The sequence below is a fragment of the Tenacibaculum insulae genome, assembly GCF_964512435.1.
Classification (GTDB): Bacteria; Bacteroidota; Bacteroidia; order Flavobacteriales; family Flavobacteriaceae; genus Polaribacter; species Polaribacter insulae_A.
Map to the genome: position 1 here is coordinate 188,173 of NZ_OZ208512.1, position 13,882 is coordinate 202,054.

A 13,882-nucleotide genomic window follows, 5' to 3' on the forward strand; every position below is an offset into this window, starting at 1 on the left:
TTATTTTTTTTATTAACGATTAGCTCTACCTCCGCCCCATAGACTTTTACCTCCTGTATGCCTTGAAACATCATGTACAGAAGATTCTACAAGTTGCATTTTTCCAACTTGTTGATGGTGGTGCCAAGTATAACCTTCTGGTTTATATCCTGCATCAATTTGTTCAAGTTGTCTTTCTGTAAATTTTTCTCTTAATTCAGGATTTTTATCTAGCATTTCTTTCAGTTGTTCATTACAATTTCCCATTTGGTTTCTATCTGTTTCTTGAAGTAATCCTTCGGGTAGTTGAATATCTGCAAAACTCTTAAATTCGGGAAACACTCCTTCAATTATTCTTCCATCTCTCAATTTAACAATATCCTTTACATAAGGAATTCCTGACTCTGGATGTATAATTCCTTCTAAATGAGAATTTATTGTGTTAATCCTTTCTATTATTAGTTCTTTTAGCATATTATTTTCAAGCTCTAAAGCTTCCAAAGAACCATTTTCAACCATATCTATAGTCTCTAGGGGGATATCTTTTATTTCAGTTTCGGAAACCTCTTTTAAACCTTCAACAGCAACTTCTTTGGCTGCTTCTTTGGTTGCTTCTTTTAATATAGCTTCTATCATATCGTTTTTTTATTAAAAAAATAACTATCCTTTACTTCTACAAGATTAAGAGTATTCTCTTTTAATATTATCTTTTTAGCCAAATTAGATACTATTCTATCTACAAAATCTTCTTGTTTCGTTCCCCAATAATTAGATAACAGTTTTCTTAACTCTATAAAATCTTTGTCTTTTTTATGAATAAACAAATCATGAAGTACTTTTTTTAAACCAAAAGGAATTTTATTACTAGTACTATATAAACCCTGCGTAAGAAAACTAAAAATTTGTTTTACAGCATATTCCGAATACACTGCTTTATCGAATTTATTACCCGAAAGTATTATTTCCTGTTCTAACACCTTGTTATAAAGTTCTATTTTTCCTTTTAGTTGCGAATACTCTACAGTACACAATGTATTTAATAAACGCTGTACTAATACTTTTCCTTTTTTCCCTAAAACTGTAGACAACTCATATACTTCAAAAGGGTGTAGTGTTTCTTTTTTTTGAGCAAGCATTAACTTATGAACTTTATTATTACTAGCTGCAGATGAATTTATATTGTTTACCACTTTACACTCAACAGGTCTTTCCATTCCTTCTTTATGAACAAGAGCATGCCCGGTTATTAACCTATTCATGTATAACGCATCCTCTTCAGAAATACTCAATGAACCAGACAAAAGAGCTTGGTCGTCTTTAGCCACCAAACGATGTACAATTTTTGTATTGGTATTTTTAATAACATCTGGTGATATTTTTGATGGAATCTGTTCTACAACAGCAACACCTTGACCTAAAGAACGCATTTCGGCTATTACATTTGTAAATAACTCTACAGCTTTACCTTTTGGATTACCAATTGCTTCTGAATTAGCTTCTGTAGAAACGTTCTTTAACAACCTGTGTGCTTCTTCTATCACCATAAAATGCTGTAAACCTTTTGTTCCCATACCTGGGTTTATAGCTGGATTGTCTTTTTGACGGTATTGGCTTATCATTACCAACATTAAGCCTACAAAAAAAGCTTTATCATCATCGTCTGCCAAACTTTCCATTTCAAGAATGGTATTTTTCTTTAACAAATCCTCCATTGGATGAAAATCATGCGTATCAAACATCATTCCTTTTGCTCCAACAGATAAACTCTCTAAACGTACAACAATAGCTGTCCGAATATTATCTTGTAATTCTCCTTTATAAGCTAGTTCATATTTTACATAATTCTCAACTTCATTTTTTAAATCGCTAAGGGTAGGAAAAAAATAAAGATGCTGTAGATCATCATAACCACTTTCATCATAACGACCAAAGTTGTCACTAAAATTTGGATGAAAACCTTTGGTTATATTCCAACCTTTTTTAGCATAAACATTATAAATACACTTTTCTACAATAGCTGGCATTGGACCGTATAAAGCAAAACTTGCATTAAATATTGCTTTTAAATAATCAATATGCTCAGATAAATGTATTCCTTTTTGTACATAAAAAGGATTAAATCTAATTGGGCTTACAGAAGCATTTCCAACGGTATAAATATTTAAATTATTTTTAAAAGCATCATCAGAAAGTAATTGTCTGTAATCTCTTTTTGCAGATTCTATCACTAAAAAAGGAATATTTTCTTTTAGGGTTAAATCTTTTAAAATATGCTTTAGAGTTGTTGTTTTACCACTACCTGTTAAACCACAAACAAACAGGTGTTTATTTAAATCTTTTGTGGTTAAATTTAGCACCGAATTAGGAATAGGATTTCCATAATCTGTTATATTACCAAGTTTTAATCCTTTGCCCGTATTGCTATCGTTTAAAGAAAGATTAGGCATTTTTTTAATTTCGTAACCAGGTAAAGATTCAGCAGGAGGAGCAGACATGAAAGCCAACTCCTCACTAGTAATATATGAAGCTAAACTTTTAGGAAAAATTGTGTTTTTAGCATTTAAAACAGGTAAAAATAAACTTTGATTGGGATTTAAGTTACCTACCAGCATTTGCGAAGGAGGTAATAGTTTATCGCTTGGTTTAGACAACTCTCCTAAAAAGCTACCACCTAAAATTTCACATGTAACTTGGTCTTTTGCCGAAAAAGTAATAGAGGTTTCCCACATTCCTGTATTAAACCCTTTTACAGTTCTTTCTAACAAGTGTTCGGTTACTTTTTCAAGTTCTAAAGCTAGCCCGTTTTGTTGTTCGTACGAAAGAGACTCAGAGGTATTAAAAGATTTAGATTGGTTCGTTCCATAGGAATTACTCTCTGTAGTTGTTTTAGATCTGTTATAAGAATAACTACCTCCAATAGCACTACCAACAACCATACCTAAAGGGCCACCAAGAAGGAAACCTGCACCTGCACCTATAGCTCCTCCACTAAAATTATGACCTCGTGTTCTAGACTCCCCTTCAGTACGTTGATGCGAGGAACCTATAGTATTTGTTTGTCCTTTGTCAGCACCTTTTGTTTGTTTAGCTATAGCATGAAATTGATCTCTTAAACTTAACAATTCTGTATATGAATTCTGCTGATTTTCTTTAGCCAATGGCGTAGAGATTATAGCCAAAGTATATTCTTTATTATATAAGCTTCTTATTACAGAGGCAATGTTAAATTTTACTTTTTCATCATCTACTTTTAGTGTAGGTAATCCGGTTATCACACCTCCCTTTTTATACCCGTTCGATAATGAAGAAAACTTTGCTTTTTCATTATACTCTATTTTTTTTCCAGGAAATATTCCATTAATTAATGAACTAAATAATTCTACATCATCACTTGTTGTGCTGTCTCTTTTTAATCCTAAATAAATTGTATTCCCACCTTTTTTACCCGAAATAATAGTAGCAACCGTTACTCCCAATTTACTGGCTGCAGATAAAATTGTACTGTACCGTTGTTTGATAAACTCAGGAATATCTTCTTCTTTATTATTAACAGAAATTTCTGTTAACGGAAACAAATAAAAAGTATCTAGCCAATCATTAGGAGTCTCTTTTGTTTCCTTATTAATTGTTAGTTTATTGGTTGCTATCTCTAGCCAAGGTATTATTTTTTGAATTCCTGTAAATAAAATTTCTGTATTTTTTTGTTCTGACATAGATTCATTTTTTTTTCATGTTTTTTTTTAGCAACCCTATTTAACTCAATTGCTTATTGCTTTTCACAAAACTCTGTAATTCATTATTAAAAGCAACTTCCACTTGACTCAACCATGACTCTACTTCTTTCTCTGTATTTGTAAGATATTTATTTACATCGTTTTTTATATTTACTCTAGTTTTAGCAGCAGCCTTGTTGTATGTAAACTTAAATGTAAAAGCTGCAATAGTAACAACAACAATACCTAAGAGTATTGTGTTTATTATAGAAGTAGCTGCAACAGAAACAACACCAACAGCACCCAAAATTAAGGTTGTACCACTGGCTATAAAAGCATTTAATTTACGCTTATCTTTTTGAAACTCTACTGCATTGTTTATTAGGCTTTTATTATTCTTTAAATTATTGGCATACTCCATTATTTTTTCATTTAGCTTTGCATCGTAAAACCTATTTTTAGTTTTAACATCTAAATTTTCAATAACTTTTTGCGCATCTTTCATTAAATAAGACAATAAAGTTTCTAACAACTGTTCTGATTTAAATATTACTTCTTTTGGAATATAACTAGATAAATGAGAAATTCTATGATCTATATCGAAATCATTTTCTAATTGATTTAAAACATTCTTTTTAATACTAGCAAATTGTTCTTTTATATCTTTATTTATATCACTCATAATGTTACTTCTTCTAAAATTTCATCAATTCTTTTTATAGTACTTGGTATCTGTTTTTGCTTTTTTTTTAAACTATCTATTTCATCTATAATTTCTTCATTTTTCTGGCTTTTCTTTTTTTCGTTTTGCAACTCAGTTTGTCTTTCTTCTATTAAATGATTTGCTTTGTTAGCAACCCCTTCTAAATATTTTTTTAAAATTGTTTTCGTTTGGGCTAGGGTTTCATGTTTTATTTTCTGTATAAATGAAATTAATTGACTAACGATCTGTTCTTGATACCTTTGCTCATTTAATGTCTTTTTTGTACCTACTTTCACTATATTATCCCTAAATAATCTTGCAATCCCTAAGCTTACCCAATCCCATCCATCTGCTTCTCTTTTTTGGTATACATCTTCAACATCATACGATTGTTCTTCTGCTTTATGCTCTATAGCTTTTAAGTCTATTTTTGGCACATTTACTTTATGATTTGCTTTAAACTCAATTTCTATTTCTTTTAAACTATTTTTAAAATAACTAGTTATTGAATTAGAAAAAACCGAAATAGCATCTGCCATTTCATTTTGAAAATCTATTGCTATTTTTTTTACGGATGGAAATTTTTTAGAATCGTTTAATTTACTTTCATAAATTGTTGAAATTTCGGTAATTCTTTTTACCACTTTAGAATTGATACTTCCTCCAAACTCTTGAGTTGCTTCAGTATTAATTTCATTAATTTTTAATTTAAAGTGATCTAAGACATTCGAAATTTCCTCAATTTTTTTAGCATACCCTTGGGGGTTTTGTTTTTTTAAATTTAACCTCTCAACTTTAGCTACCAATAAATTGTCTTGCTCTGCGTACCCCTGCTTTATTGTCTCTAAAATTTCTTTCAATTGTAAATTAGGAGCTTGCATTGAGTACTCATCAATGGTCTTATAAATTTGTTCAAAATTAGAAGCTTCATTCACTACATCCATCAACTGTCTTTCTTCATCTTCTGCTTGTTCTCTATAAGATGACAAAATTTTCTTTTTAACTTTGTCTTCTCTAATTTTTTTTATGGGTAGTCCTTGTTTTAATTGGTTGTTAATTTGTTCTAATACACTATCTACTACAATAATTCTATCTTCTGGTATAATATTTCCGTACAACCGCTTAGCTTCGGCTAACAACCTTTCAACTTCATCATCTTCGTACAAACCTTTATGCGTTAATATTAAAAACAGATTTTCTTTACTTTTATTAGAAATTGTATTATCTACAAACGTTTTAAAAGATTCTGATTCTATAGGTTTTATAGGGTGTATAAATAAAATAGCATTTGCTTTTTCTAAAAATTTTAAAGAAACATCTTGTATACCTCCTGTTGCATTTACCCCAGGGCTATCTACTATTCTTAACTCTTCAAAAGACCAATTTAAAGGATATCCAAAATTAATTTCTACAGGAATTTCACTTTTTGGAGTGTTTGAAATATAAGATTTGATAAGTTCTTTTTCTTGCTGCAATTCTACACCTGCGTGGGTTTCTAAAGTTTGAATAAATGCTTCTGTTACCTCTACTTTATCTTGACTTATGATAAACTGATTTATAATGGTATGTGGGATTTTTCTATATTTATCTTCTATACTACATATTTCTCCCAAACGTTCTTTAGCCTCATCAATATCTACTGTAGATAAATCATCATACAGTTCTTCTACTTTACCATTTGCAAATACTACTTTTAAGTATGACGTTTCAGACTTAAATATTTCTACAATGGCACTAGTTGCTTGTAAAACATCTGATGGTAATATTTCTTTACCCAATAAAGCATTTATAAAAGTAGATTTACCTGCTTTTACTTCTCCTGCCACAGACAATAAAAACTTACCTGATACTAAAGTATCTAATCTTTGCTGTAAAAAATTTAAATCTACACCATCATTTGTAGTACCTCTATCTGCCATATAACTATTGGCAATATTAATGCTGTTTTCTTTACAGACTTTGTAATTGTTTCCTATCATTTTTTTCTTTTAAATAACTTTTTTTTTCAACTATTGAATAATTAACATTTTTATATGTTGGTTTTTATACCATACCTTAAATAACTTTCATTTCTGTATTAGGGCTTAATTGCTTTAGTAATTGCTTTACGTTTTCTTTAGCAGTATCGTTTTTAAAACTGCTGTCTTTACACACAAAACGTAGCGGTTGGTGTTTTGCTATTTCTTTGGCAAAAACTTCATCTAAACCATTATCAAAACAAGCGAGTAAGTAATTGGCATCTACTATAAATACTTCTTTACCTAAAACGGTTTCTTTTTGTGTTTTTAGGGTAAGTGGTAAACCCCAATCTAATAGTATTTGGGTTAGTAAATCTTCTGCAGTACGGTCTTCTTTTATGTTATCTGCAAACACATCTAATTGCCCTTGGTTGTAGTCTTGTGGTTTGTAATAGACATCTTGCATATTGCTACTGGCTACTTTAAATACTTTAAAACCGTAATCTATATCAGCATCTGTATCTTCTTTTATTTTGGCAGATGCTCTACGAATACGTTCTTTACCAATTTCACAAATGTTATTATAACCTGCTTTATAAGCCTCACTTTTCTCATCTGTAGCTTCTGGTAATTGTGCCATAATAAATTTACGATTACCTCCATCTTCGGCGTTTAATTGTAGTACAGCTTGGGCAGTTGTACCAGAACCAGAAAAGAAATCTAAAATTACATCTTCATTATTTACTGTACCTATACTAGTCAAGTATTGCAAATATTTAACGCTTTTGGGATAATCAAAATAATTAATTCCATTAAAAAGAGATTTAACTTCAGAAGTACCACCTCCATAATTTAAATAATTTTTTGGTGGATTATAGCCATCTTGTATGAAACCAACCTTAAATGAATCTTTATATTCCTCTATTACAATTTCATTCTTTCTCTCTTTAAAAGTATCAAAACCCCAACGCCACCTATGTAATTTTCCATTTCTAACCCCAGGTCTTAATGGGATATATCCTTTATTGATTAAATCGATATTATCTACATATACCTCATCTAATGTATTTTTATGTATGCTTTCTTTATCATAATCAAATACGGGGAAAAAATCTCCTGTCTTATAATTATAATACACAGAGTACCCCATATCTTTTCTAGTTTCTAAAGGACTTGGTGCATCATTTAGATTTCTAAAACTACTAACAACTTTATCTACCCTATTTATTTTTAATTTATCATATGATTTACAATAAACTAAACAGGTTTCCGTGTTTTTTTGAATATTAACACCTTCTCCAGCTTGATTAGCTCCAGTAATAATTGTTATTGCAGCAACAAAATTACTCTCCCCAAAAACTTCATCAGAAATTTTACGCAGATTATGTACTTCATTATCATCAATAGACATAAAAATAACCCCATCATCCGTTAATAAATTACGTGCTAATTTTAAACGTGGGTACATCATAGAGAGCCAGTCGCTATGGTAACGCCCTGCAGTTTCAGGGTTGGCTACTAAACGGTTGCCGTATTCATCTGTTTGGTCGGTTTCTTCTTTATAGTCTGCGCTGTCTTGTGTGAAATTATCTTTGTATACAAAGTCTTTACCTGTGTTGTATGGTGGGTCTATGTATATCATTTTAATTTTACCTAAATAGCTTTCTTGTAAAATTTTAAGAACTTCTAGGTTATCTCCCTCTATGTACATATTCTCTGTAGTATCAAAATCTACAGAATCTTCACGTACTGGTCTTAATGTTTTAGTGGTTGGTAAATTAGCAGTTACAATCGCTTCTTTTTTACCAGGCCATTCTAGTCGGTAGCGTTCTTTTGCGCCTTCTACTACTTCGTGGTTTAACTCTTGTTTTAGTAAGTCGAAATCTATGGCTTTGCCTTCTGCAGTTTCTGTAACGCAGTTAGGAAATAAGGCGGCTATTTTTTCTATATTTTGGTTTACGAGGTCTGGTGATGATAGGTCTAGTTTGTCTGTTTTCATATACACTGGTACTGTAGGAAATTTAACAATTGTGCTAACAGTAAAAATATAAATAATTTAACATATAAAACCTATTCTTTTAAAATAACTTTTAAATCTTGCAACCTCACTAAATATGGTAGGTAAGTACTATTGCCATTATTAGCTTTAATGGTTGCTAAATGACTTTGTAAAAATTGCGTTACATTAGTTATTTTAGTTGCTTGGTTTAGAAAAAAATTAATTTTAGGTAAATTTATATTATTAAAAAAAGCTTCTAATTCTTCGATTTGTTCATTCCAATTAACTGACTGTTTTTCTTGAAAAACAAAAGGTTCTTCTAGGTGTTTTTCAATGGGTTTCGGTTGTGATTGTTTAGATTTATTAATTGCATTTTTACTGTCTATTTTATTGGTTTTATGTGCTTTTAGTTTAGTTTGTTTAACTTCTTTTTTGGATACTACTTCAAGTATATTTTTAGTTTCTTTTTTTCTGAATTTACGCCAATCTAACTTTATGAGGTAATCTGCAATATCTTTGCCTTGTTCTCTATCTTGTTTTGGTGCAAGTTGCTCTAATAAATCAGACACTTTAAATAATGAATCCTGTAATTGTTCTTGTATTTTTTGTGCTTTATCACTCCATAGTTTAAATGCTTTACCATCTTTTGAAAGGTCAGGGAATAAGAATACATTTCTACCTTTTAAGGCTTTGCACTTTTTAAGATTTAAACTACTTAAATTATAAACTGCTAACCACAATAAGTTTTTAGGATTGTTAGGGAAACCAAAATACAATGTACCATAGATAGCTGTTTTTGGTGCTTCGACTAATGCAATAGGATTGTTTGGATATTTAGTAAGTAAGTGTTCGCCAAATAAACAAGATACTTTCGTTTCGTTTTTATTATATGCTTTAAGCCAGTTAGGGGTTTGTTTATTGTTACGCTTGTAATGTTTTTCTATTATTGAGTGTAGAAAATCTGTACCTATTGTATGATTGAAGTTATTGAATTGCTTTACTTGTATTGCTCTTACATTATCGTTTATATCAATAAAAGGAAAGGTTGTAGCATTTTTACGATAGCCTTTTGTGATGGTTCCTAAATGATATTGCGCTATTACTTTTTCAATATCTCCTGATTCAAAAGGGAATGCTATATTGTTTATTAAGTTTTGGATGAATGTATTTTTTTCATAGGCTGTTCTTGTTTTATAAAACACTTCTTTTGGAAAAAACACGCGTTTTGGTTTTACTATGGGTTTACTAATTTGATAGTGAAAATCATTTTTAATCGTATTGTCTTTTGCATATCCATTTACATAAGGGTTTAGATGATAACCACACTTCATTTCACGGTCGCACCTACCATATATTTCAGGTAGAGTTTGTTCTGTTTGTATATCAATATACCTTACAAACCGTTTTTTATGACACGCAGGACATTGATATTTTTTACTGCCTTTTTCAAATATGTACCTGTATTGCTGCATAAAAAGTTTTCTTTGAAGGGTAACTTTAATAACTTTAGTAACTAATGGTGTTATTTTAGTTATTTTAAGTACTGCTTTTAAACATCTTTTTTTTAGTACTGTAACTCTTTGGTTATATAAGCTGCTAATTTGTTTCCTGCCACACGATCAACTATAATGTTGAAGTTTTTTAATCTTTTGGAAAAGTTCACTTTGCTAACAGGTTTAAAGCCATCTTCCACGCAATACTGCCTGTAATGAGGATATAAATCTTTGATTAATGTATATTCATTAGGCGAAATAACATAGTCGTTTTCATCAACAAACATTTTAACGCTATCCGATTGCTTTTTGTAGTCTGCCACAGCCTCTTGGGCTGCTTTACAATCGGAAAACCCTTTTTGTTCTAATAGTCTATTTAGACCATCCAACACCCAATTAAAAACACCTGACAGCTCGTTTTCGATAATTTTGTTATGTAGGTTTTTGTCTTGTTTTTCTGGTGGGATTGTTACGTCAAAAGGAATAATTAAAAACCTCCTAAAGTATGCGTTGGTTTGTTCTACTTCTTTAGGTAGTTCGTTACAATTGAATATCAATTTTGCGTATTGTTTTAGAGTGAAAGGTTCACCATAAGGTAAACGCGCTTCCACTGGTTCACCAGACACTAATTGCTTAAAAATTGAACTTTCTAGTTTACCATTAATTTCACTTGCATAATTCACTAGCTTATTAGCTAATTTTGCTCTAAAATATCCGTTTTCATTGGTAAGACTTTGCAAAGAATAGTTACTTATATTTTCATCACCCAATAAGGCACTTATTACTTCAAAAAATACAGATTTACCATTAGCTCCTGTACCGTAAAGTATTAATGCTTTTTCTTCTTTTAACCTATTACTATTGTGTTTGATAAATACAAAACCTATGAATTCTGCTAAAACATTTTGACGTTCTATATCTGGTAACACTTCATTTAAATAGGCTTTAAATAGTGGTGCTTGTGCCTCAGGATTGTATTCAAATGGTAATTGATATGTGATAAAATCATTTGAATTATAAGGTCTTAATTGTGTGCCTTTTGTATTGATTTCAAATGTTCCGTTTTTTAAGTTTATTAAAACATTATCTACTGATGTTTGCTTCGCTTCTAGATAAGCAGTTGCCAAAAATTGTTCGTATAATTCTTTTTTAAATTTATAATACCTAGCTGAAAATTTAGGTACACCCATAATTTCTGATGCTATACCTAAAAATTTCTGAAAAGCTTCTTTATCTATTTCAGACCAATAAGCACCGTTATATAAATAAATGAAACTATGATTTTTACATAAACCCCAATTATTATTTTTGGCAATTAGCAAGACATTTTCAATAGAAATAACAGAATAATGTTTGTTTGAAAGTTTAAAATTCTCGTTTTTATTAGGATTTGCTTTTTCTTCAAAATCTATTGGTTTAAATTCTTTTAATAATTTAGATAAGATACTATCGTGTTTAATTTCTTCATTTTCTATTAATTCCTTAATGTGTTGAATGATGGTATCAGGCTCTTCTAAACTTTCAAATTTCGGTTTAATTGGTACAGCTTTTTTCATAACTTTTTTCATTTTAGGATTAATACTTACGTTTGTTAGAAAATGCTGCTTTGTAGTTTTTGTCTAAAAGCTTCTGTACATCGCTCATTCTGTAATAGATTTTAGAACCTATTTGTGAAAATGCTATTTTTCCTTCGTCTCTCCAGAATTGGCAAGTACGTTTGCTAATATTCATTAGCTGAATAAATTCTTGATTGTCGAGAAATGTGTCGTTTGGTGACTTCTGTTTTTCTTCTAGTCTTTTGTTTAGAACATCTAAACGATTTACTAATTCTTTGTACTGTTGTGCGCTTAAAATAATTGCTTCCATTTGATGAAAATTTTATGATTATGAAAACAAAGGTTGATAGAAACTAAGGCTAAAAACACTTTATAAATAAGAGCTTAGAGTAAGGTGTAGAGTGTAGAGTGCCATAAAAAAACAGCTAACCTAAAAGAGATTAACTGTTGTTTTTGAATAAAAAATTTTAATACTGCGCTTTAAGTGTAGAGTGCTATTTTAATGTTTTTAATGCAGAATCAATGTTTTTTGAAGTAGCAGGAACTTTTTGGGTTCTAAATTTTGACCTTTCAAATGGTTTACCATTTTCTTGAATAAAACAGATAGTCGTTACAGCCCATTGCTTTTGTTTTAAGTTTGTAACCAACTTTAATACATTATGCAATTGCTTTATGAAATATGAAAGCTCACTAATATTACCAGTCCAAACAATAGGTTTCTCAATAGCTTCTCCGCTAAATACTTTTCTAAAATCTTTTAAGTCTGTATCTGATGCAATTAATTTTTTTCTAATTAAAGAGTCTTTTAGCCCTGTTAGGTTAGATTGACCTGTAAGATTATTAATATAGGTAAATGATTGATGTTTTAGTTTTGTTTTAACTTTTGGTCTCCCAATTACTTCTTGTTTTCTATTACTACCAATTAAGCCATTTTTAAAATCTTGTAATGCATTTTCTGATGCCTCTTTAAATAAATGAAAATGATTTGTATAATGCTTCCAAACGTGAACAGGATATTTATTCTCGTACTGATTTGGATTGTACTCCATATAGTTTGGATACCAATACGTATCGTGATATATTCTTTTAAATTCTTCAGCTCTTTTTGTTGGCGTGTGCGTCTTAAATTGATTTACCGATAGTGTTAGGTATTTATTAATTTCAAAGTCATTTAAAGGATTTATTCTTTCATATATGGCGTTTAAAAATACATTATATAATTCACCAGAGATAAATGTATCAAAATAGGTTGGGTCGAAAGTATAAGTTTCCCAATAGTCATCGCAATTCTTTTTATACTCTACTGCTTCAATTGCTACACGCTTTTCTAATTCTTCTACTAATAATAAATCTTTGAAGTTGTCGTATTGAAATTGGTTGTTTGTCATTGTAGTTGTATTTACTTCATCATCTAGTGTATCTAAATATTCTTTTAACTTATCTAAATACCGCATAAAGAAAGATGCTATAAAAACGGAAGAGTAATTTGATTTCCCAACTTCATAAACATTAAAATCACTTAACAATAATCTATCTCTTAAAATATTGTCATATTCAATAACCACCTCTTTTGGCTTTGAAAAACTTATAATATTTTTAAGTCTTTTTACAACGGTCTTTGACGTATCACTATTAAAAAAGTCCTGTATTAATTTAATCTCTTTATTTAATGCTTCCTTTTTTACGTCTTCTTCTAATTCATCAAAATCACTAAAAACACTCCTTATCTCAAATTCAATACGTTCATTAAAAAGCTTTTTTTGATGATTTTCTATTTTCTCTATTTCTTCAAGCTCTAAATCTAACTTATAAATTTCATCCCAATGATCTGTTCTTTTATTTCTTCTTAATTCATTAAAAGTTACAGTACAATCTAGCCATTTATCAATATATTCTTTCTTGTAATCTGTTGTAAAAACAATTTCTTGTAAGTAAGTGATTTCTGGCTTTTCAAATATTAAAAAAACGTCGTACAATAAAATATCTTGGATATAACTTATTATCGCTGTAAAATATTTATTTAATGTTATTGATAATTCTTGTGATTTTAATTTAGAAATATTTAAGTCGTCATTATTTTTTTGTAGACTTTCATCTATTGAAGCCGAAATAAAAGCTAAACCTAATAAAGAAACTTGACTTTGAAGAATTAATGATTCTGTTGGTACAATAATATTTTTATCTAATACCGAATTTATAATACTTAATAATTTGTTATAAATTATTTTAGCTTCAATTTTTGATATTTGTTTCTTCTCTTTTTTATCAAAAGGTGTAATCTTATACCCAACAGATATATAACTTTTAACTGATTCAGCAAAAATACTTAAGTTACTGTAGCTTGAAAATAAAATGTCTTGAGCTTGTTTTAAGCTCCTTTCTAATTCAGATTTACTATTTTTTTCTTTTACAACGACATTATTTAAAATCTTCACTTCTTGAAGTGTACTTTTAAAACTATCAAAAACAATTTCTTTCATA

At 29.7% G+C, this 13,882-nt stretch carries 9 protein-coding genes; all 9 read right to left on the reverse strand.

Annotation, left to right across the window (positions count from 1 at the left end; translation table 11 throughout):
* Positions 1 to 12: 12 nt before the first annotated feature.
* Positions 13 to 615 (reverse strand): HNH endonuclease, encoded by a 603-nt coding sequence (locus ACN5J5_RS00790; protein ID WP_418645461.1) that lies wholly within the window; start codon positions 613 to 615, stop codon positions 13 to 15.
* Complete coding sequence (locus ACN5J5_RS00795) at positions 612 to 3,692, reverse strand: ATP-binding protein (protein ID WP_418645462.1); 3,081 nt, start codon at positions 3,690 to 3,692, stop codon at positions 612 to 614. Before ACN5J5_RS00795 ends, ACN5J5_RS00790 begins: the two co-directional genes overlap by 4 nt.
* Positions 3,693 to 3,732: 40 nt before the next feature.
* The gene (locus tag ACN5J5_RS00800) at positions 3,733 to 4,374 is read right to left on the reverse strand and encodes a hypothetical protein (RefSeq protein ID WP_260584686.1); all 642 of its coding nucleotides are present in this window, start codon (positions 4,372 to 4,374) and stop codon (positions 3,733 to 3,735) included.
* Positions 4,371 to 6,374 (reverse strand): dynamin family protein, encoded by a 2,004-nt coding sequence (locus ACN5J5_RS00805; protein WP_418645463.1) that lies wholly within the window; start codon positions 6,372 to 6,374, stop codon positions 4,371 to 4,373. Before ACN5J5_RS00805 ends, ACN5J5_RS00800 begins: the two co-directional genes overlap by 4 nt.
* 76 nt (positions 6,375 to 6,450) lie before the next feature.
* Complete coding sequence (locus ACN5J5_RS00810; protein ID WP_418645464.1) at positions 6,451 to 8,352, reverse strand: site-specific DNA-methyltransferase; 1,902 nt, start codon at positions 8,350 to 8,352, stop codon at positions 6,451 to 6,453.
* Positions 8,353 to 8,423: 71 nt separating this feature from the next.
* Entirely contained in the window at positions 8,424 to 9,824 is a 1,401-nt protein-coding gene (locus tag ACN5J5_RS00815; RefSeq protein ID WP_418645465.1) for a DUF6965 family protein, read from the reverse strand.
* Between the two features lie 92 nt (positions 9,825 to 9,916).
* Positions 9,917 to 11,401, reverse strand: coding sequence for a DNA primase family protein (locus ACN5J5_RS00820; protein ID WP_418645466.1), 1,485 nt, complete (start codon positions 11,399 to 11,401; stop codon positions 9,917 to 9,919).
* 19 nt (positions 11,402 to 11,420) lie between these two features.
* Positions 11,421 to 11,711, reverse strand: coding sequence for a helix-turn-helix domain-containing protein (locus ACN5J5_RS00825; RefSeq protein ID WP_418645467.1), 291 nt, complete (start codon positions 11,709 to 11,711; stop codon positions 11,421 to 11,423).
* Positions 11,712 to 11,895: 184 nt separating this feature from the next.
* The gene (locus tag ACN5J5_RS00830; RefSeq protein ID WP_418645468.1) at positions 11,896 to 13,881 is read right to left on the reverse strand and encodes a hypothetical protein; all 1,986 of its coding nucleotides are present in this window, start codon (positions 13,879 to 13,881) and stop codon (positions 11,896 to 11,898) included.
* Position 13,882: the final 1 nt, after the last annotated feature.